The organism is Ligilactobacillus araffinosus DSM 20653, from assembly GCF_001435375.1.
GTDB classification, from domain to species: Bacteria; Bacillota; Bacilli; order Lactobacillales; family Lactobacillaceae; genus Ligilactobacillus; species Ligilactobacillus araffinosus.
Map to the genome: position 1 here is coordinate 21,664 of NZ_AYYZ01000019.1, position 20,623 is coordinate 42,286.

The following is a 20,623-nucleotide window of genomic DNA, read 5'->3' on the forward strand; positions in this document are numbered from 1 at the left end:
TTTGGCTACTCCAAACTCCAAGTTTGATTTCCACTGGCTTTTTCTAATCGATTCATGTAGGCTTCTCCTAAACCAATCTCTGGAAACTTTTGAACAAGGATCATTTTGGCATGTTCATCATTATCTAAATGCCGAATGCCCGCAAAGAATCTTTTGCTTGCTGATTGCACATCTTGGCCTAAACTGAATTGAAGTTTGGTATTTGAAAGCGAATCCAACACCTTATCCGTTGCCATTACTCCCACTTTTTGATTTTGAGTTTTAAGCCACTGATCAACTTGATCCCAATCTTGATCATTAACCATTAAAACCTGGGCATCCGGATTATAATGCTTATATTGAGCCGCTGGAGCTACATCCTTGTCGTCCTTCAACAAAACCTTTATTCCAAGAACGTCTTCGATTGCTTTAATACTGATTGCTCCTGGGCGGGTAATAATCGGTGTGTCTCCACTTAAATCAATAATCGTTGATTCTACACCAACCGCAGTTGGCCCATCATCAACGATTCCGGCAATCTTGCCTTCCATATCATGAAAGACATGGTCAGCGGTCGTTGGACTCGGCTTTCCTGATGAATTAGCAGACGGACCGACAATCGGTGTTCCTGCAAGTTCAATCATTTTCAACGTTACTTGATTATCCGGCATCCGAAAAGCAGCGGTTGGTAAGCCGCCCGTAACGACTGGTGCTAACGCATGCGGCAAAGTTTTAAAAATCAGAGTCAACGGGCCTGGCCAAAATTGCTTAATCAATTTTTGGCCCCATTCATTGATTTCACCCACAAACCGCTCAACCATTTTGGGCGAACAAACCGTTACATTTAGCGGATTATTAGCTGGTCGGCCTTTAGCTTGAAAAACCCGGCGGACAGCTTTTTCATTCGTTGCATCGGCTCCTAACCCATAAACGGTTTCAGTTGGAAATGCAATTAATTCCCCAAGTTGAATTTCTTTGGCTGCTTGGGCAACTTCATCTGGTTTATAAATTTTCGTAATTTCCATCGCTTGATTTCCTTTCTTATAATTTTACCCGCACCATCCGATCATGGTGATTGATATCTTGGCGCACTTCAACGTTGGCTTCCGGAAACTGCTTTTCAAAAATCTGTTTGACTGCTTGTCCCTGATGAAACCCGATTTCAAAGTACATTCGGGCATGCGGCTTTAAATACGAAGTACATTCCACAGCGATTCGCTGGTAAATTGCCAAGCCGTGATGCGGTGCAAATAATGCAAGTTCCGGTTCGTATTCTAAAACACTGCGATCCATATATTTACGCTCGTCTTCCGCAATATATGGCGGATTTGAAACGATCACATCATATTTCCCGTCCACCTCATTCAAAAGATCGCTTTGGACAAATTTGACAGATTCATTCAACGCCGTCGCATTCTGTTGGGCAACGGCTAACGCATCAGTCGAAATGTCGCTTAAAGTTACGTCCCAATTTGGTCGCTCAGATTTAAGTGCTAAACCGATTGCTCCCGTCCCGGTGCCAACATCAAGCAGTTTGATCGGCTGCTTATCATAATCTGCTAAGATCCAATCAACCAGTTCCTCCGTTTCCGGACGCGGAATCAAGGTATCTTTCGTCACTTTCAGCTGCAAGCCGTAAAAGAATGCCTTACCCGTGAGATATTGGGCCGGCCAGCCATCAACAAACTTCTGAACGTTTGTCTGATACTGCTGCCACTCTTCAACTGGCATCGGATCACGAAAATGCATCAATAGTTGGGCTTCACTCCACCCCATTTGATCGCACAACAATAAATCAGCGGCATCAGCTTCTAATCCGTGCGTTTCAATAAAAGAAAAAGCCCATTGACGGGCCTTAAAATAATTTACTGCATTATTCATTTTGCAATTTCTCCAATGCTTTAGTTTGATCGTACAAGACTAACGCATCAATAATGTCATCTAAATCACCGTTCATGATCTTATCCAACTTGTTCAAGGTCAATCCGATCCGGTGATCTGTAACCCGATTTTGTGGGTAATTATATGTCCGAATTCTTTCTGACCGGTCACCAGTCCCAATGGCTGATTTCCGGTTTTCATCGTATTCACTTTGTTCTTGGGTCTTATAGTAGTCGTAAACCCGAGCTTTCAAAATCTGCATCGCCTTTTCCCGGTTTTGTTGCTGCGAACGTTGATCTTGCATTGAAACCACGATCCCGGTTGGCAAATGCGTCATCCGAACGGCTGATGAAGTCTTGTTAATGTGCTGACCACCGGCACCTGATGACCGGAAAACGTCAACCCGAATGTCCTTTGGATCAATTTCAATTTCAACGTCTTCTTCTTCAGGCATTACCCCAACCGTTGCGGTTGAAGTATGAACCCGGCCAGCTGATTCGGTTACTGGAACCCGTTGAACCCGGTGAGCGCCGCTTTCATATTTTAATTTTGAATAAACATTTTTCCCGTTGATGAGCAATACGACTTGCTTGAACCCACCGACTTCGGTTGGAGTTTTATCAACGATTTGAACTGACCAGCCTTGTTTTTCAGCATAACGAGTATACATGTTGTATAAATCCGCTGCAAATAAACTGGCTTCGTCCCCGCCGGCAGCTCCCCGGATTTCCATGATGATGTTCTTTTCATCATTCGGGTCCTTCGGAATTAAAAGAAGCTTGATTTCTTCTTCAAGTTTTTCCTTTTCAACCTTTGAATCTGCTAATTCATCTTTGACCATTGATGCCATTTCTTCATCATCAATGCCGGCATTCAACATTTCCTCATCATCTTTGATCTGCTGCGTAACTTTCTTATATTGATTGTACTTTTCAACGGTTTCGCGCAAATCAGCCATTTCCTTTGAAAGCTTTGTGAACCGTTGCGTATCAGCAATTACATCCGGATCAGAAAGCAATTCGCCAAGCTCTTCGTAACGATCTTCAAGCATTTGTAAACGATCAAATAACTTATCCATCTTGTCCTCCATTAAGTGTTATTCTTCAATATCTTTGCAAATCTCTTCCAGCGGCGGATTAACGTAATGTTTCCGGCAAACTGGGAAATATGCTTCGTTGCCACCGATCATGATCTGCTCGCCGTCATAAACCGGCTTGCCATCATGGATTCGAAGGTTCATAGTTGCTTTTTTGGCACAGAACCAGCAAATGGTTTTCATTTCTTCGATTTTGTCAGCATACAACAAAAGGTATTCGGACCCTTCAAATAACTGATTCCGAAAGTCATTCTTTAAGCCAAACGTCATCACAGGGATTTCCAATTCATCAACGATTTGTGTCAATTCAATTACGTGATGTTTTTTCAAAAATTGCGCTTCATCAACTAATACACAATCGATGTTTTGCTTTGAAGCCACAATTTCGTACACATTTGTTTCATCAAAAATCGGAATTGCCGGCCGCCGTAACCCAATCCGGCTTGAGACATATCCGACTTCATCCCGGTTATCCAGTCCGCTTGTCAAAATCACAACGTGCTTATGCTGTTCCTCATAGTTATGAGCAACTTTAAGGATCTCAATCGTTTTGCCGCTGTTCATTGCGCCATAACGGAAAAAAAGCTGTGCCATAAACCCATCTCCATAAAAAAAGTCTTTCTAAATAAGTATATACGATTTAAAGGCAAAATTCATTCCCTCACTTAAAATTTTCGGAGCTTTAATTATTATTCGGACGTTTATCTCAAATTAATTCACAATAATTAACAATTTGCATTGACTTTTATTCATTTAAGTTTAAAATGAATTAACAATATAACCAAAATACAAATAATATTGGAGGATCAGTAATGACGACGATCGATTTATGTATTAAAAGCAACCACGTTTTGAATGTCTTCTCCCGATTATTCGAACCGAATGTCCTATGGATCAATGACGGCAAAATTATTGCGACCGGCGAATCATCAGCCTTTCATGCCCGACGAACGCTCGACTATGCTGAGCAATACATCGTTCCCGGATTTATCGACGCCCACGTTCACATTGAAAGTTCTCTTTTAACTCCAAGTGAATTAGCCAAGGTCATTCTGCCACAGGGAACAACCAGCATCTTCATCGATCCACATGAAATTGCCAACGTTGCCGGGGAAAACGGAATTCAGTACATGATCGATGATGCACACCAGTCATTATTGGACGTCTATACAATGTTACCTTCAAGTGTCCCATGCACTCCATTTGAAGACAGCGGCGCAACATTGACTGCCAAAAAAATGAAACCATTTTATCAAGATTCAACTGTCCGCGGATTAGCCGAAGTGATGGATTATCCAGCAGTTTCATCGAATCAACCCGATATGATTGCTAAACTGAACGATTGTCTTCAAGCTGGCCGGCAAATTGATGGCCACGGTTCCGGCCTTTCACGGCATCAGCTTGACGTTTACCGCCAGCATCAAATCTCAACTGACCATGAAGCAACCACGATCCGTCAAATTCAAGAACGCATTAACGAAGGTTTTTATGTCTTTCTGCGCGAAGGAACCGTTGAACGCGACCTTGAAAATACCGTCGGCGCAGTCAATGAATCAAATGCCAATCGGTTCGCATTTTGTACTGACGATAAATTAGTTGATTCGCTTTTAAATGAAGGAGGGATCAACGATTGCATTCGCAAAGCAATTCAGCATGGTCTGCGGCCCGAAACCGCATATACGATGGCCAGTTTTAACGCTGCGCAAGCTCACCAAACACCTTTCATCGGCGCACTTAATCCGAATTACCAAGCAGACATCGTTGTCTTAGACGATCCGTATGATGTCAAGATCCATCAAGTCATCAAAAAGGGCCACTTAATTTCAAATCATGATTTTAATACCCGCCCTCTCTCCTTTGCGAAAAATACAATGAACTTTTCGCTTTTCCAACCTGATCTCGAACTTTCGCTGAAATCAGATACCGCAAACATCATTCAAGTAATTCCCAACCACATCGAAACTGAACACTTAGTCGAACCCGTTTCAATTCATAATGGCAACTTCTGTCCTGATACTGTTAAAGATCAACTTAAAATGGTCGTGGTTGAACGCCACCACAATACTGGCAAAATTGGTAAAGCTATCGTGAAAGGCTTCAACCTGACTCACGGAGCAGTTGCATCCTCAATTGCGCACGATTCCCACAACATTATTGCAGTTGGAACAAATGATGCTGATTTATTTGCTGCGATTCAACATCTTCAAAAGGTCGGCGGCGGAATCACCGTCTTTGCAAATCACCATGAATTAGCCACCCTTCCGCTTCAAATCAGCGGATTGATGTCAAATCTTTCATATAAAGAGACCGCTCAAAAATTAAACGCGATCACTGCGGCTTACCAGTCAATCAGCCGTCCAATTGCCTTTAATCCATTTATTACCTTATCTTTCTTAGCATTACCGGTCATTCCAACCTTAAAATTAACTGCACGCGGCCCTTTATGACTTTGATCAGCAAAAGTTTATCCCTGTTGAAGCAAACGCAGATTAAGTTAAAGGAGGTAAAAGTGAAATTCAGATTCTACTATGATAAAATGCAAATAGTATTTTAATTTTAGGAGATAGATCAATGGCACTTAAAAGTAAATTGGCAATTGCTGCCGGAAAATCTTCTTATTGGTTTTTGCATAATGTAATGCATGGTGGAACATCGCTTCCAGGTAAGATCACCCTTGCAATTGATCCAGATGTTTTGAAAGAATTAGCAAAGGATTACGAAATCGTGATCGTTACCGGAACCAACGGGAAGACCCTGACAACGGCCCTCACGGTTAAAGTTCTTAAACAAAAATATCCGGAAATTTTGACCAACCCGAGCGGTTCAAATATGAAACAGGGAATCGTCAGCACATTTTTATCTGCTAAAAAAGTCAAGAACGGTAAAAAAATCGCTGTTTTGGAAACAGACGAAGCTAACGTGCCGATTATTTCAAAGTACGTTGCCCCAACCGCTTTCGTTTTAACGAACATTTTCCGGGATCAGCTCGACCGGTTTGGCGAAATTTACACCACATACAATAAGATCCTTCAAGGAATCAAACTGCACCCGCAAGCTAAGATTATCGCGAACGGTGACGAACCATTATTCCACAACCTGCAGGATTTGCCAAACCAAGTTGTTTACTTTGGATTTGATAACCAACCGGATCAAGACCAAAAAGCACCAGCCAATACGGATGGGGTTTTATGTCCAAATTGCGATCACATTCTTCATTATTACAGTCGCAGCTATGGCAACTTGGGAAAATATTTCTGTCCCCACTGTGGATTTGAGCGGCCGGAATTAACATACCGGATGAATCAAATTATGGATCAAACGCCACAATCATCGACCGTTAAAATCGATGATCACGAATTTACACTTCACATTGGCGGAACGTATAACATCTACAATGCGCTAGCTGCATATTCTGTTGGAGCTAAATTTGGTTTGTTGCCGCACGAAATCACGAAGGCCCTGGGCGCTGATGATAAAAACATCTTCGGCCGACAAGAAGTTGTCCACGTTGGGGATAAAGACGTGACAATCATCCTTGTTAAAAATCCGGTTGGCCTTGACCAGGTATTGCAAATGATCAAAACGGACAAGAATCCGTTCTCACTAGCATTCCTATTAAATGCCAACTACGCTGACGGAATCGACACCAGTTGGATTTGGGACGGCAGTTTTGAAGAATTACCATTTGACCACATTCCATCAGTGTTGACTGGTGGTGAACGATATAAGGACATCACTTTCCGGATGCGCGTTGCCGGGGTTCCGGAAGAACATTTTGCCCAACGGCCAGAATTAAAAGAAGCGGTCAACTATATCAAACAAATGCCGACAAAACACGTTTACGTTTTGGCAACCTACACCGCAATGTTGCAATTACGGAAGATGCTTGCTGATGAAGGTTACATCAAAGGAGGAATGGAATAATGCAATATCATTTGAATTTAGCCCACCTCTATGGTGATTTGCTCAATACTTACAGTGACATTGGCAATATTTTGGTTTTGAAATACTATGCCAAACAAATGGATACCGATATTGACGTTCAAATCATTTCTTTAGATGATGACTTTGACCCGGATAAATTCGACTTTGCCCTTTTTGGTGGCGGTCAAGATTATGAACAAACGATCGTTTCACGGGATTTGCCAAATAAAGCAGCGGCCATCAAAAAGTTCATCAACGATGACAAACCAATGCTTGCGGTTTGCGGCGGTTATCAACTGCTTGGTCAATATTATATTGGTGCAGACGGAAAAAAAATCCCTGGTGTGGGTGCTTTACCACACCGGACTGAAACGCAAGTCAATAATCGATTTATTGGCGATATTCGTATTCGAAATGAAGAAACCGGCGAAGAATATCACGGGTTTGAAAATCACAATGGTATGACTTTCCTCGGCGAAGGCGAACGTCCTTTAGGAAAAGTGATTGAAGGTCACGGGAATAATGGTCAAGATGGTTCCGAAGGTGCTATTTATAAAAATGTCTTTGGAACATATTTCCATGGACCAGTTCTTGCCCGGAACGGAAACCTTGCAAAACGTTTCTTATTACTAGCATTGAAAAATAAATATCCGGACGCTGACTTTAGTCAACAAGAAGCGTTAGAAATTAAACCAACATATTAGAAAAAGAGGTTGAGATATAAATCTCAACCTCTTTTTTATTCACCAAATCAACAATTTATTGTTAATATTTTGCTATGCCTTCGTAATATACACATATAATTTAGTTGTGGAAAAACCAATTGAATACTTCACGCCATGATCAATAATCGTTTTCGACGTTGTCTGGGTTTTATCCTGATCCTTCGTCTTACTTTCAAATTCATGCATGACCTGCTTTCCATTGGCACCAAGTGCTTGACTGAAAAGCGCAAATGCCGTACCGAATTGCTGAGCCTGAGCTTTGTTCTTAAAGCTTTTGACCGGAATCATCATTGTAACCCCCATCAAGTCCCCATTTTGCACGTTCAACCGCAACGTATAAGCTGAATTATCCACGACATTGTGAATTCCGTTTAACTGCACCGGAAGTTGTTCACTTTTTGTTGTGGATTGCAACTGCTGAACCTTTTGTTCAACCTGTTGCGCCTGCTTTATCTGTTGCATCAGTTGGGGATCCGGTGAACTTAGTGCCTTTTTCAAAGTCGACGCTGCCTTTAATGTTTGAATTTCTTGTGAGGATAACTTACTCATTACCACCATTTGATTGTACTTTTGCACAACCTGCTGGTAATTTCCAAGACTTTTAACCGCCTTCACCTTTACTGTTTGCTGCTGTTGCTTATTTCCAGCAGAAGCCGTAAGTTTTACTTTTTGTTCCCGATTGCTTGCAGGTACTTGAATTACAAATGTTTTATCATGCACTTTTACGGAATGCTTTACGCCGTTATCAATTTGATAAGTAACAGTATTATGATTAGCGGTATGCCCTTTGACGACGGCCACCATTCCATCCGGTGAATATGTTTTTGCGGTTGTTGATAAACTAACCTTGCTGCATCCGGTTAGAAGCAATGAGAGTCCCGCGGTTAAAATTATTCCTAATTTCTTGTGCATTTGTCCATTCCTCCTAATCCATTTCAACGTTGCCTTCAAATTGTGAATTATACAAATCAGCATAGAAACCATTTTGCGCCAATAACTCATTATGCGTTCCGGTTTCCACAATTGACCCGTGATTCATCACAATAATGTTATCCGCATCCTGAATTGTTGATAACCGGTGCGCAACCACAAAACTCGTCCGGCCTTCAAGCAACTTGTTCATAGCATGTTGAATCTGTAATTCAGTTCGCGTATCAACACTTGAGGTGGCTTCATCCAAAATTAAAATTTCAGGATCAGCCACAAATGCCCGGGCAATGGTCAACAATTGCCGTTGTCCTTGTGAAATATTAGATGCCGATTCGTCCAAAATCGTTTGATAACCATTCGGCAATTGTTCCACAAAATCATCCACATGGGCTGCTTTAGCTGCCGCAAGAACTTCTTCATCCGTTGCATCTTCGCGACCGTACTTCAAATTATCCCAGATCGTTCCCGAAAATAGCCAGGTATCTTGTAAAACCATCGCAAAATGAGAACGTAATTCTTCACGGGTCATATCACGGGTATCGACCCCATTTAACCGAATTGAACCGCCTTTAATGTCATAAAACCGTTCAAGCAGGTTGATGATCGTTGTTTTCCCGGCACCAGTTGGGCCAACGATCGCCGTCATGTGTCCTTTCTTAACCGTTAAGTTATAATCTTTCATTAAAATTGGTGCATTATCATAACCGAATTTGACATGTTCAAATTCAATTAAACCATCTGGGTGCTTTTCAACTGGCAAGCCAGACTTCGTTTCCTGCATGTCAGGTTCGTCTAAAACACCAAAGACCCGTTCAGCTGATGCAATCGTTAATTGAATGGTGTTGGCTAAGTTGGCTAATTGAGAAATTGGTTGTGAAAAGTTGGTTGTATACTGCAACATTGCTTGTACATTCCCCAAGGAAATCTGACCGTTTGTAACTTGAATGCCGCCAACAATCGCTACACAAACATACGTTAAGTTACTGATAAATGACATCAACGGCATCATGATTCCGGAAGCCATTTGGGCCCGCCATGATGCTTGGTATAAAGCCTCATTTTCCTTTTCGAAATCATCAATTGTTTTTTGCTCGCGGTTAAAACTTTTAATCACATTTTGCCCAGCATAGTTTTCTTCGATTGCCCCATTTAAAATTCCAAGGTGCTTTTGTTGGGCCCCGAAATTTTTCTGCGATTGGGGAGCAATAATCCCAATACAGATCATACTCAATGGAACTGAACAAACGATGATCAGGGTTAACTTCCAACTGATCGTCAACATCAGCCATAAAGTTCCAACCAATTGAACAACCGAGGTTACTAACTGCATCAAGCTTTGTTGCAAAGTTGATGAGATGTTGTCCATATCATTAATTGCTGTACTGATAATGTCACCATTTGAATGGGTGTCATAAAAATTAACCGGCACCGTCATCATTTTATGTTTTAATTGCTTGCGCATACTGTATACCGTATGTTGTGACATATAGTTCATGATGACCCGTTGAATAAAGGTTAGAACCGCTGAACCAATATACATTGCCATTACAATCATCAAAATGTGACCGATTTTGTGAAAATCAATTGGCCAACGATGCATTGCGATCCCGGCTTTCTGCATCGCGGTTCCCTTCATGACCCCTTCAAAAATCGCGGTCGTTGCTTGTCCTAAAATTTTCGGCGTTCGAATCTGCAAGACTTGAGCAGTAATCGCTAAAGCCATTGTAATTAAGATTGCGACAAGCTGGTTTTTCATATACTTTAATAAGCGCCACGTTGTCTTCCAGAAATGTTGCGGTTTTTCAATTGGTCCGCGATTTCGTTTAGGCATTTTGATCACCCTCCTTTGATTCCCGAATCTGAGAGTTCACGATTGATTGATAAACCTTATTAGTAGCAAGCAACTCCTGATGAGTCCCTTGACCAACGACCTTTCCTTTATCAAGCACTAAAATCAAGTCGGCATCGGCAATCGTTGATACCCGCTGACCAACGATGACCACAATCCGTTTTTGAATTTCCTGATCAGCTTTCAAGGCCGCGCGTAATTTCGCATCCGTTTTAAAGTCTAACGCTGAAAATGAATCATCAAAAACATAGATCGAAGCTTGCTTAACTAATGCCCGAGCAATCGCTAACCGTTGCCGTTGCCCGCCAGAGAAGTTGGCACCGCCCTGTTCAACGTGGGCATCAAGCTGCCCGTCCAGTTCTTTCACAAAATCACTGGCTTGAGCAATCTCAATGGCGTGCCAAATCTGTTCATCGGTTGCCTTGGCATCACCGAACTGCATGTTTGCTCGCAACGTTCCTTCAAACAGGTTCGCTTTTTGCGGGACAAATGAAACGGCTTGGTGAATGGCTTGCAACGTCGTGTTCCGGACATCAACGCCATCAACTTTGACTTCACCTTGTGTTGCATCATAAAACCGTGGAATCAAATTGATCAACGTTGATTTTCCTGAACCGGTTCCACCAATGATTGCCAATGTTTGCCCAGCATGCAGCTTAAAGTTGACCCCTTCAAGAGCATCCTTTTGCGCATCCGCATAGCGAAAGGCAACATGGTCAAACTCCAATGCTGCTGGTTCATTTAGTGCTTGCGGATCCTTCGCGTCCGCGATCGGAGTCGTCATGTTCAAAACTTGGTTCAACCGTTTAGCAGAAGCTTGCGCCCGGGGAACCATTACGAAAACCATTGATAACATCGTAAAACTCATCAAAATTTGTGCCGCATAGGTAATAAAGGCAATCATGTTCCCGACTTGGGTGGCTTGAAAGGCAATCAAATGACTACCCCAGTAGGTAATTACCACGTTGGTGGCGCTCATGATCAAGGTCATCAATGGCATCATCAAACCAGTAATGTTATAAACCTTGATCGCATTGTGAGTATAGTCCTGGTTGACTTCGTCGAAGCGTTGCTGTTCAAGTTCGTCTTGACGGAAGGCCCGAATGACCCGAACACCCGTTAAGCCTTCACGGAAAACTTGGTTGACCCGGTCTGTTTTCTTCTGCATCGCAAAAAATAATGGGCCAGCAAACCGAATTACTAACGCCATAATGACTGCAATCAACGGCAAAACAACGATAAAAATCATGGTCAGCGTGGCACTGCGGCGATAAGCTAAAATACTTGCCCCGATCAACATCAGCGGCGCCATTAACATCATCCGTAAAAACATCAACGTCACATTTTGAATCTGCATGATGTCGTTCGTGGTTCGCGTAACCAATGATGACGTTCCGATCTGTTTCATCTCATCATGCGAATAATTAATGACTTTGCGGTATACGTCGCTGCGCAACCGTTGTCCTAATTTTTGCGACCCTTTCGCTGAAAAATAAACATTAAAGGCCGCCGCCGCAACGCTGATCAGCGAAAAGACCATCATTTGAATTCCAACCGTCCAAATATAATGCACATCGCCTTTCGCTACCCCATTATTCACAATGTTCGAAGTCAGCGTTGGCAGATACAAAGTCGTCATTACCTGAATGGCCATGAAAAGCGTTGCCCCAATCACTTTTGATTTCGGTAACCGCTGTTTCAATAAATTAAGCATCCTGATTTCCTCCTTCAGCTTGAATCCCATATTGAAGCCAATTCAACAACGTGTTAAACCCTTGGATCGCTTCGTGATATGGATCGTCAATTTTTAAATGTTCCGCCATGAAATACATACTGATGGACTGAATCATCATGGTTGTAATCTGGCGTTTTAGCAAAAGATAATTCCGTTTAGTTAGTTCGATCCGCAATTTGTGCTGATCGATCAATTCCCGGTCGTCATTATGCTTTGAACATCGTTGTTGATGAAGCGTCTTACGCATTTCCTTCGAGTTTCGGAGTTGAAAAAAAGTATTTTTCCAAAATGCATAATTTTTCTTATCCGTCATCATATCCAAAATTTCTTTAAACAACGGCGGAACGGCAGCAAAAAAATCGCCCTGATGGCGTTGCAGAAGCGTATGCCATGTTTGATTCCACTTTTGCGAAAATTGCATTACTAAATAAGCTTGTAAATCAAACTTATCTTCAAAATATTGATAAAAACTTCCGCGGGGAATCGCAGCCAGTTTAATAATGTTACTGATCGATGCTTCCATTGCCGGAACCCGTGAAAATTCCTCAAAACCGGCACTCAGTAAGCGCTGCTGCTTTTCTTGCGGAAGGTTAAGAAACGTTTGCTTAGGCATGATTCGATTCCTTTCTAACTATATGACACGTTGTCATATGACAATATGTCATATTAGTGTTTTTGACTTTGAATGTCAAATTAAATTGCAAAACAAAAAGGCTGAGCTTTACGGCTCAACCTTATCAAAATACCTTTTAGAATATTTTACTTAGCATAAAAAAAAGCCTAACTGGTTAGACAGGCACAGTTAGGTTTGGAAGTCATATGACTTCTAATACAATTTATCTTACACACTCAGTATAACATATAGAAAATATAATACAACTAATGATACAATGACTTTGGCAACTGCCTCTGAGAGGAGGTGTGAAGTCATATGATACAATTTACCTTACAAAACATTATTGCACCATTACTTGTTGGGTGCGGCACAGCGTTATTTACGTGGTGGATTAACAAGCGATAACGAGTTGCTATCTATCACGCGCATGTAACGTAATCGTCTAGTAAGCTTAGACAACTTGCTGGGCGTATTTTTTAAGATTTGTATCCTTTTAATGATCCCCCTCAAAAAATTCACCAAGTTTATAAATTGTTATAGGCTCCACAAATAGTTCATATTTTGCAATTAAATCAATAAGATGATCTCCATCAATTAAAGTAATCACAGAAGTTCCTGTTCTCGACGCCTTTTTTGCCCCTCTTGTGAATGATGAAGTTGTAATAAATATTCCATAATCTGCTCTAAATTTATCCATTGCACCTCTAAATTTATCTATTTCAGGTGAAGAAACTAAATTATTTGAATTCCATTTTTTAGCTTGAATAGCAACCCTTGTAGTTCGAAAATCATCAGTCGTTAAATATCCATAACCATCTATTCCACCATCACCAACTGGAACAACTCCTTTTTCTTCATCAACTTCAATATTCATTTTCTTCATCAAAGCTCTACAAAATAGTTCAAATTTAGTTGGTGAAAGATTATTTAAAGCTGTTAGCAACTCTAAACGCCAAGTTTCTTCAAAATCGTCATTATTTGAATTCTCTTGAGAATCCTCAATTATTTCTTCCCTTTGCTCTTTATTTTTAGTCCTTTTATCCCACTCCGGTAAAGAAAGTTTGTAAACCTGATCAACTAAATCTTGTCGCTCTAAATCGCAAATTCTACCCTTTTCTGTTAATTCAACCACTCCACGTTTAGGACGTTTTAAAAAGCCTGCCATTTCCATATTAGTTAATGCAAAATTAAACGGAAAATTAAATGGAATATATGTACGCCCTTTAGCAGACACTTTAGTTTCAGATAAAATATTTTCTGGAATTTCTTCAGTATTCATTACAACTAATTTACGCAATTCTTTCGTTGTAATTTGACCGCCAACATTCTTTAATTCTTTTAAAATCGGAAACATTAGAAAGGCTTCCTGCTCTTTTCTTTTCATTTTTATAAATTTTTTCATTATATTCTCCTATAATTCTTTTATTAGCAATCTATTTTCTAATTTCATTTTATGTAATAGATTCTTTCCGTGATCTTTATTATCTAACGTATTCCCATAAGCTTTAATTAATTTTACAACTCTATCAACGTTTACATGCCTTTGATTTCCATCATAGTCCGAATAATAAAATGTTAAATCAACATCACTATTATAAATATCATAAAAATCAAATATTGACTGGAAATATGAATAATCAGCAGCTGCTAATGAATGACCATAAAACTTAATATGTTTAATATTCTTATCTAAACAAGACTCTTTATTATCCAATTCAAATAAACGATATGTTTTTGTGAATCTATACAAAATATCATTTTCGTCTATTCCTTTTTCATCAATTCCTATAATAATGTCTTTATCCAAACTGCCATGTATATTTGTATAACAATTACACTTATCTAAATTAATTCTTCTTACATTTGGTACAGTCTCTATTCCCATACCTCCCGAGTATACACCATAAATTTCAATTGGATACGTATAATTAAATGATAATAAATTATAATAACTATTTTTAGATATTTTCCTTAAGCAATCTTGAAACGACTTCATATATTTCGTTATTTTTCCTTCTGGACTTTTAGAAACTGAAGATATCGATCCATTATTTTCTACTTTAACTACATTTTCTGTTTTAAATAAATTATTTAAATATCCCTTTAAGTTACTCTCAAAGGCTTGTAATTCTTTGAATAAAAAATCATATAGAAATGCTTTATAAGTATTAATCAAACTTTTTTGGCAAAAATCGTTAGAAATAGCATCACCTGTATCAATCATATAATTATATATTGCTTTTTGAATACTCATCAGTCCATCATTATTATTTTTGGTTTTAGAATCCATACATATATTTAATTTTTCTGCTACGTCAGAAATAGAGGCCCATGCTGCTGATGTATTTTTTCTTTTAATACTATCCATTTCACCTCCAATTGATTGTTTTATTCTGGAAAAGTCATACTCTGACTCATAAGGCTTTATAATTCTTTCCAAAAATTTAAGACTCATTAAATCAAGTAAATCATATGATTTAGCACCATGAGTTAAAAAGATGATGATTTGCTTTTCCACGTCAGCCCAATCTTTTATTTCAATAGTTGATAACAGTCTAAAATAAATATCCCAAAAAGATTGCTGTTTAAAGAAATAAGAATTTTTTATTGAAGGTAATGAAGATACCGCCCTATTAAAAAACATTTTATCGCTATCATTTTTAGGCTTATTTTTATCAAAATAGTCGCTAAACTTAGATTTTAATCCACAATGTATATCAAAACCATTTCCTATAATTATTAGTTGACTTACCATTTCATACATCCTTTCCTTACACCTATACAATATATAACAGGAGATAAGCAGAAATATATAGCCATGCGTGATTGTGACTAAAAAATAGTCCCTACTTATAAAAAAGAATTGTCTCTAACATTTCTTCATAATCCTTAAAATCTTGACTGAAAAGATCTAAATAATTTCTAATGACACTTTCCACATATTAAAGGTAAAAGGGATAACCTTATAACTCTGATTACCATTAAATCGGACTAAATTTTTAGGCAACAAAATAACTTCAATATTGTCTCCTATTTTATTTACTAGCCACTGATCAGCGCAAAGTACATCAGTAATCATTTTTCTGACTGGAGTCATTATCAAGCCAAGAAAGCAACATAAAAGAGGTTCTAACTTTCAGCAGAACCTCTCACCTTATTTACAAATTATTTTTCAGCAAAAACGACCTTTTCTTCCGTATCGACATAACTGGCGGAAACCGGAGTAGCAAACACACTTTCGCCAGTCTTATCACTGAAAATCCCTAACGCTGCGATTTGCGCCATATACTTTTTTAAAGTTTCGGCGTCTAAATCGGTTTTTACATAACTGAGTTGTAACCGATGAACCGTATTTTTCGTTGCTGAACGAAACCCTAAGTTTAATTTTTTCATATTAAATGCCTTCTTTCCTCATTAATGCGTAGTAACGGTTTTATTCACTGATTGATGAAACTTCTTCAGTTCGCGTTACCTTGATTCCAAGCACATTTTCTCCAGTTAATTTTCCGATAATATCCGCAAATGTAGCGATCTTCTCTGCGGTCGCATCGGCATTCACCCCGTTAAATGTCCGCCGGCGGATCTTACCATCACCTAAATCATGTTCCAGATAAATTCCGGTTTTCTTCCATTCTGCTTTAACTGCCACTTTATATTCCTCCAATTTCTAAATGACTGAAAATCATGTTCAATTACTAATCGGATTGAAGTTTGATCTTTCAGTCCATTGCGTTGGTGTAAGGCGCGCGCCCCTTACATCTTTATTAACGAAATCCCTTATCATTTTTCACACCTCTTGATCAACTTTTTCCAAAAAATGATCGACTTTCCTTTTCAAGCGCTGTTTGCGCCGGTATAACGCATTCGGGTGCACACCAATTTGCATGGCGATTTCCTTAATCGTTTTCCCCTGCAGCCGTTGTTCAACGTAAAACCATTCTTTTTCCGTACAAAGACTGCGAATGGCTGTTAACAGTTCCGTTGATTCGACCTGCGCTTCAAGATCGATCCGGTTATCGATTATCATCAGCTCATCAGCGGATTCAGGTTCAACACGCTGCGCATTGCGGCTTTCTTTGCGTAGCAGATCTAATAATCCCCAGTAAATTTTAGTAAAAAAATAATTAAATCGCTGCTTCCCGGTTAATTGATTCGTTGCATAAACTTTTAAATATAATAAGCGAGCTTCCGAAACATAATCATCGTAATTTACATGAGCTTGAGTAATATTTAATTTCTTTAAGACCGCATAGATCACTAAATCATCGTGTAATAATTCTTCAAATCCTTGGCGAATAACTTCTTGGTTCTCCAATTCACTTTTTCGTCATGACTGCTCCTTAACTTTAATTTCAATCTGGCCCAAACTGATACGCCAAGTTTAAAAAATAACGATCAACAAGCAAAGATGGCAGTTAATTTTAAAGACGATGAACTAAATTTGATTTTAATTTTCAGAATGATTAAGAATGATGTTGACAAAATAATTAACCGGTAAGTAAAATTGGTTGATATAGAAAATCGTAATTATTTTTAACAAAAATTAACCTTTAATCAAACAGTCAGGAGTTATGCCCATGCTGCTTCAATATTGCACCAATACCAAACAGCTTAGTAAACCCCACCGCGTTGTGGTCGATTATGATGCAACGCTTAATCCTGCCACCACAATCATGTTCTGTAAGATTCACGAGCAACATTTCCGAACCTTGATTTTCCAAAATGATGGGACGGTCATTAAAACGAATCAAACTCCCAATGCCCTTATCAAACAACTCATTGCTCCGCACAGTGATTTAGGCGGAATTATCATCGACGGCATTATCTATCATCTCTATGATGTTCACCACTCCGGGACCCGCCAGTTACCGATTATGGGAAAAGACTTTTTGATTTTTCCCGCCATTGGAACCAGTCGCCATCAAGGCTGCTGGGTCTTTCTTAATAAATATCCGATCCGTAAAGAAGACAAATCCCATTTTACAATTGACGTTCCTGAACATAATTTTGAACTTCATTTAAAGGCAAATGAAAAAGCCTTTCAAAGTAATAAAAAACTAGCATACCGATGCTATGGCGTGGCGCAAGCCATTTTGCCGTATCACTTCACCGTCAAGTTACCCGCACATTATGAGACCACCCTTTCAAATGCTGAATTATCAAAAATTTTAAGGGCAATTGGCACCTTTCGGATAATTAAGATTTTGAAAGAAGTCTTTGGGATGAGTTTGCGAGAAATTAAGCGGGTGATTAAATAAAAATTCGGTAATGCAGACAATAAAAAACACTGACAGTTTCCACTGTCAGCGCTTTTTCACTTTTATTCAATTCCCATTTGCTGTTTAACAACGTTCACAATTTCCATAACATAGTCATGAACTAATTCCGGTGTTTTGGCTTCGCACATTACCCGCAAAAGGTCTTCAGTTCCTGAAGGACGAACCAATACCCGTCCTTCGCCATCCATTTTGGCTTCGACTTCCTTAATGACCTTTTGAATGGCAGAATTATTCAATGCGGCTTTCTTATCTGTTACCCGTACATTAACCAATTCTTGTGGATACGTTTCAACTTCAGCGGCTAATTCAGACAATTTCTTACCGGTTTGCTTCATGACATTCAATAATTGAAGAGCCGTCAACATTCCGTCACCCGTTGTATTAAAGTCTAAGAAAACAACGTGGCCGGATTGTTCACCGCCAAGGTTGTAGCCGTCCTTCAACATTTCTTCAACAACGTACCGGTCGCCGACTTGAGTTTTTACTGAATTTATTCCGGCTTTCTCCATCGCCTTGTACATTCCAAGGTTGCTCATTACGGTCGTTACAATTGTGCTCTTCTTCAACCGGCCACGTTCATTCATGTACTTTCCGCAGATGTACATGATCTTGTCGCCGTCAACAATGTTTCCTAATTCATCAACGGCGATACACCGGTCGCCGTCACCGTCAAAGGCAACACCGGCTTGCGCTCCTTGTTCGACAACGAACTTCGCTAAGGCTTCCGGATGCGTTGAACCAACTCCATTATTGATATTCAAACCATCGGGATTAGTTGCCATCGTGGTAAAGTCCGCACCTAAATCGGCGAATAAGCGTGATACCAATGCACTGGTTGAACCGTTTGCGCCGTCAACGCAGATGTGCATTCCTGACAAGTCGTCCGGAATCGTTTGTTCAAGGAATTGAGTATACTTCAAAGTTCCTTCCTTAAAGTCGCTCATTGTTCCCAAACCTTCTGCTGATGGGCGTGGCAATGTATCTTCATCCTTATCAAGCAAAGCTTCAATTTCGGCTTCCTTTTCATCGGACAACTTATAGCCGTCGCCGCCGAAGAACTTAATTCCGTTATCTTGAACCGGGTTGTGTGAAGCTGAAATCATGACCCCGGCGTCAGCATCTTGCAAGCGAACCAAGTATGCTACTCCCGGAGTTGTGATTACGCCCAAGTCGAACACTTCAATTCCAACTGAAAGTAATCCGGCAATCAATGCGTGTTCAAGCATTTGGCCTGAGATTCGGGTATCACGTGCTACTAAAACCCGTGGTGCTCGTTCCTTATTGGTAGCATGTTGCGTCAACACATAACCGCCGCAACGGCCCAATTTAAATGCTAATTCAGGGCTCAATGATTCATTTGCAATGCCCCGAACGCCATCTGTTCCGAAATACTTCAATTTCATCGTATTTTCCTCATTTCATATTAGTAACTAATGTAATTATTATATCATGTTGACCACTAATGTTTTTTACATTTTATTAAAACAAAAGAGCTCATAATAGTAATATTCTATCATAAACTCTTATAAATGATTAACTTTCATTAAATCATGATGGCTTAATCTTCACCGATAATTCGCACTTCGGTTTCAAGTTCAACGTCAAACTTTTCCTTGATCGTTCGTTGAATGTGATGAATCACATCCATGTAATCCGTTGCGGTCGCATGATCAACGTTAACGATAAAGCCGGCGTGCTTCTTTGAAACTTGCGCGCCGCCGATTTGGAAACCTTGAAGTCCTGCATCGTGAATTAATTTTCCAGTATAGTGTCCCACTGGCCGTTTGAAGACACTTCCACATGACGGATATTCAAGCGGTTGCTTGGAAGCCCGCAAGAAACTGTATTCCCGCATTGCGTTGATGATTTCTTCTTGATTGCCGGCTTTCAATGAAAAGGTGGCTTGTAAAACGATCTCATCTTCATCTTGCAACCGGCTGTGGCGGTAACCAAAACGTAATTCATTGCCGCGATAAGTCTTTAATTCACCTTGACGAGTGATTACTTCAACCGATTTGACAACCTGTGCAATTTCGCCACCGTATGCACCAGCGTTCATGAAGACCGCCCCACCGACACTGCCTGGAATTCCTGATAAAGGTTCCATACCGCTTAAACTGGCTTCACTTGCCTTTTGCGCAACATCGATCAATAAAGCCCCGGACTGTGCAATAATTTGATTTGCTAATAACTTGATCCGGTCTAACTTTGTCAAAATCATAACCATGCCGCGAATTCCGCCGTTTTTAACGATCAAGTTGCTGGCATTGCCGATGACCGTCAACGGCACATTTTTTTGATTCGTCCAGTCAATTACGCGCTTCACTTCCTGAATTGAAGCTGGCAACGCTAAAATATCAGCTGGACCTCCCGTACAGGTATTGGTATAATTTGCGAGCGGTTCATCAAACTGAACTTCGATTCCTTGTAATTCTTTTTTTACTGTTAACTTTTCAAAATCCATATTAAAACCCTCACACCTCAATTTGATTCAAATCAAATCTTCACAATTCTGCTTGAATTTGCTTGCTTTTTCATTTTAACATTTTTATCGTAAATATTCTGCAATAAAATGATACAATAATGGCAATAAATCTTTGAAGGAGCAA

General features: G+C 39.9%; 20 protein-coding genes. 5 read left to right on the plus strand and 15 right to left on the minus strand.

The window, feature by feature from the left end:
• Positions 1-5 precede the first annotated feature (5 nt).
• Genes FC64_RS03265 through FC64_RS03280 form a run of 4 tightly spaced genes read right to left on the minus strand, consistent with a single transcriptional unit; the run spans position 6 to position 3,550 of the window.
• Complete coding sequence (locus FC64_RS03265; protein WP_057906525.1) at positions 6-1,004, minus strand: L-threonylcarbamoyladenylate synthase; 999 nt, start codon at positions 1,002-1,004, stop codon at positions 6-8.
• Between the two features lie 16 nt (positions 1,005-1,020).
• Entirely contained in the window at positions 1,021-1,860 is an 840-nt protein-coding gene (gene prmC, locus FC64_RS03270) for a peptide chain release factor N(5)-glutamine methyltransferase (RefSeq protein WP_057906526.1), read from the minus strand.
• Positions 1,853-2,938 carry a peptide chain release factor 1 gene (gene prfA / locus FC64_RS03275; protein WP_057906527.1) on the minus strand — a complete coding sequence of 362 codons (1,086 nt, stop codon included), beginning with the start codon at positions 2,936-2,938 and terminating at the stop codon, positions 1,853-1,855. The genes prmC and prfA overlap by 8 nt, the downstream gene beginning before the upstream one ends.
• Before the next feature lie 18 nt (positions 2,939-2,956).
• Positions 2,957-3,550, minus strand: coding sequence for a thymidine kinase (locus FC64_RS03280; protein WP_057906528.1), 594 nt, complete (start codon positions 3,548-3,550; stop codon positions 2,957-2,959).
• Between the two features lie 218 nt (positions 3,551-3,768).
• On the opposite strand from FC64_RS03280, the gene ade reads away from it, so the two are divergent.
• The 3 genes from ade to FC64_RS03295 all read left to right on the plus strand — a co-directional run bounded on the left by ade (position 3,769) and on the right by FC64_RS03295 (position 7,584).
• Entirely contained in the window at positions 3,769-5,403 is a 1,635-nt protein-coding gene (ade, locus tag FC64_RS03285; RefSeq protein WP_235804834.1) for an adenine deaminase, read from the plus strand.
• Positions 5,404-5,527: 124 nt separating this feature from the next.
• Positions 5,528-6,880, plus strand: a complete 1,353-nt coding sequence (locus FC64_RS03290) for a Mur ligase family protein (RefSeq protein ID WP_057906529.1) — start codon at positions 5,528-5,530, stop codon at positions 6,878-6,880.
• Positions 6,880-7,584, plus strand: coding sequence for a type 1 glutamine amidotransferase (locus FC64_RS03295; RefSeq protein ID WP_057906530.1), 705 nt, complete (start codon positions 6,880-6,882; stop codon positions 7,582-7,584). Before FC64_RS03290 ends, FC64_RS03295 begins: the two co-directional genes overlap by 1 nt.
• A gap of 72 nt (positions 7,585-7,656) precedes the next feature.
• Here the strand turns inward: FC64_RS03295 and FC64_RS03300 are convergent, their stop codons facing one another.
• The 4 genes from FC64_RS03300 to FC64_RS03315 are packed head-to-tail and all read right to left on the minus strand — an operon-like array spanning position 7,657 to position 12,732.
• The gene (locus tag FC64_RS03300; protein WP_057906531.1) at positions 7,657-8,517 is read right to left on the minus strand and encodes a hypothetical protein; all 861 of its coding nucleotides are present in this window, start codon (positions 8,515-8,517) and stop codon (positions 7,657-7,659) included.
• Between the two features lie 13 nt (positions 8,518-8,530).
• Entirely contained in the window at positions 8,531-10,366 is a 1,836-nt protein-coding gene (locus tag FC64_RS03305) for an ABC transporter ATP-binding protein (protein ID WP_057906532.1), read from the minus strand.
• Positions 10,359-12,098, minus strand: a complete 1,740-nt coding sequence (locus FC64_RS03310; protein ID WP_057906533.1) for an ABC transporter ATP-binding protein — start codon at positions 12,096-12,098, stop codon at positions 10,359-10,361. The genes FC64_RS03305 and FC64_RS03310 overlap by 8 nt, the downstream gene beginning before the upstream one ends.
• A complete protein-coding gene (locus FC64_RS03315) occupies positions 12,091-12,732 on the minus strand; it encodes a TetR family transcriptional regulator (RefSeq protein ID WP_057906534.1) in 642 nt (213 codons plus the stop codon). Before FC64_RS03315 ends, FC64_RS03310 begins: the two co-directional genes overlap by 8 nt.
• A 318-nt stretch (positions 12,733-13,050) precedes the next feature.
• Between FC64_RS03315 and FC64_RS07380 the strand changes: the two genes are divergently transcribed.
• A complete protein-coding gene (locus FC64_RS07380) occupies positions 13,051-13,140 on the plus strand; it encodes a type I toxin-antitoxin system Fst family toxin (protein WP_202987249.1) in 90 nt (29 codons plus the stop codon).
• Between the two features lie 88 nt (positions 13,141-13,228).
• Here FC64_RS07380 and FC64_RS03320 read toward each other — a convergent pair whose 3' ends face one another.
• The 5 genes from FC64_RS03320 to FC64_RS03340 all read right to left on the minus strand — a co-directional run bounded on the left by FC64_RS03320 (position 13,229) and on the right by FC64_RS03340 (position 17,050).
• A complete protein-coding gene (locus FC64_RS03320; RefSeq protein ID WP_057906535.1) occupies positions 13,229-14,137 on the minus strand; it encodes a restriction endonuclease in 909 nt (302 codons plus the stop codon).
• A gap of 9 nt (positions 14,138-14,146) precedes the next feature.
• Entirely contained in the window at positions 14,147-15,490 is a 1,344-nt protein-coding gene (locus FC64_RS03325) for an AbiH family protein (RefSeq protein WP_057906536.1), read from the minus strand.
• Between the two features lie 410 nt (positions 15,491-15,900).
• The gene (locus tag FC64_RS03330; protein ID WP_057906537.1) at positions 15,901-16,128 is read right to left on the minus strand and encodes a DUF2922 domain-containing protein; all 228 of its coding nucleotides are present in this window, start codon (positions 16,126-16,128) and stop codon (positions 15,901-15,903) included.
• Between the two features lie 40 nt (positions 16,129-16,168).
• Positions 16,169-16,384 (minus strand): DUF1659 domain-containing protein, encoded by a 216-nt coding sequence (locus FC64_RS03335; RefSeq protein WP_057906538.1) that lies wholly within the window; start codon positions 16,382-16,384, stop codon positions 16,169-16,171.
• Between the two features lie 138 nt (positions 16,385-16,522).
• Positions 16,523-17,050: a sigma-70 RNA polymerase sigma factor region 4 domain-containing protein gene (locus FC64_RS03340; RefSeq protein ID WP_057906539.1), complete on the minus strand. Its 528-nt coding sequence runs from the start codon at positions 17,048-17,050 to the stop codon at positions 16,523-16,525.
• A gap of 262 nt (positions 17,051-17,312) precedes the next feature.
• Here FC64_RS03340 and FC64_RS03345 point away from each other — a divergent pair, with 262 nt between their 5' ends.
• Positions 17,313-17,993, plus strand: coding sequence for a hypothetical protein (locus tag FC64_RS03345; RefSeq protein ID WP_057906540.1), 681 nt, complete (start codon positions 17,313-17,315; stop codon positions 17,991-17,993).
• Between the two features lie 62 nt (positions 17,994-18,055).
• Here the strand turns inward: FC64_RS03345 and glmM are convergent, their stop codons facing one another.
• The gene (gene glmM, locus FC64_RS03350) at positions 18,056-19,411 is read right to left on the minus strand and encodes a phosphoglucosamine mutase (RefSeq protein WP_057906553.1); all 1,356 of its coding nucleotides are present in this window, start codon (positions 19,409-19,411) and stop codon (positions 18,056-18,058) included.
• Positions 19,412-19,572: 161 nt separating this feature from the next.
• The gene (gene murB / locus FC64_RS03355) at positions 19,573-20,478 is read right to left on the minus strand and encodes a UDP-N-acetylmuramate dehydrogenase (protein ID WP_057906541.1); all 906 of its coding nucleotides are present in this window, start codon (positions 20,476-20,478) and stop codon (positions 19,573-19,575) included.
• Positions 20,479-20,623: the final 145 nt, after the last annotated feature.

Coding starts and splice junctions, on each gene's coding strand:
- FC64_RS03310 (WP_057906533.1), bottom strand. CDS start 12,098: ATGCTTAATTTATTGAAACAGCGGTTACCGAAATCAAAAGTGATTGGG.
- FC64_RS03315 (WP_057906534.1), bottom strand. CDS start 12,732: ATGCCTAAGCAAACGTTTCTTAACCTTCCGCAAGAAAAGCAGCAGCGC.
- FC64_RS07380 (WP_202987249.1), top strand. CDS start 13,051: ATGATACAATTTACCTTACAAAACATTATTGCACCATTACTTGTTGGG.
- murB (WP_057906541.1), bottom strand. CDS start 20,478: ATGGATTTTGAAAAGTTAACAGTAAAAAAAGAATTACAAGGAATCGAA.
- FC64_RS03305 (WP_057906532.1), bottom strand. CDS start 10,366: ATGCCTAAACGAAATCGCGGACCAATTGAAAAACCGCAACATTTCTGG.
- FC64_RS03345 (WP_057906540.1), top strand. CDS start 17,313: ATGCTGCTTCAATATTGCACCAATACCAAACAGCTTAGTAAACCCCAC.
- FC64_RS03290 (WP_057906529.1), top strand. CDS start 5,528: ATGGCACTTAAAAGTAAATTGGCAATTGCTGCCGGAAAATCTTCTTAT.
- FC64_RS03330 (WP_057906537.1), bottom strand. CDS start 16,128: ATGAAAAAATTAAACTTAGGGTTTCGTTCAGCAACGAAAAATACGGTT.
- FC64_RS03325 (WP_057906536.1), bottom strand. CDS start 15,490: ATGGTAAGTCAACTAATAATTATAGGAAATGGTTTTGATATACATTGT.
- FC64_RS03295 (WP_057906530.1), top strand. CDS start 6,880: ATGCAATATCATTTGAATTTAGCCCACCTCTATGGTGATTTGCTCAAT.
- FC64_RS03265 (WP_057906525.1), bottom strand. CDS start 1,004: ATGGAAATTACGAAAATTTATAAACCAGATGAAGTTGCCCAAGCAGCC.
- ade (WP_235804834.1), top strand. CDS start 3,769: ATGACGACGATCGATTTATGTATTAAAAGCAACCACGTTTTGAATGTC.
- FC64_RS03280 (WP_057906528.1), bottom strand. CDS start 3,550: ATGGCACAGCTTTTTTTCCGTTATGGCGCAATGAACAGCGGCAAAACG.
- prfA (WP_057906527.1), bottom strand. CDS start 2,938: ATGGATAAGTTATTTGATCGTTTACAAATGCTTGAAGATCGTTACGAA.
- prmC (WP_057906526.1), bottom strand. CDS start 1,860: ATGAATAATGCAGTAAATTATTTTAAGGCCCGTCAATGGGCTTTTTCT.
- FC64_RS03320 (WP_057906535.1), bottom strand. CDS start 14,137: ATGAAAAAATTTATAAAAATGAAAAGAAAAGAGCAGGAAGCCTTTCTA.
- FC64_RS03300 (WP_057906531.1), bottom strand. CDS start 8,517: ATGCACAAGAAATTAGGAATAATTTTAACCGCGGGACTCTCATTGCTT.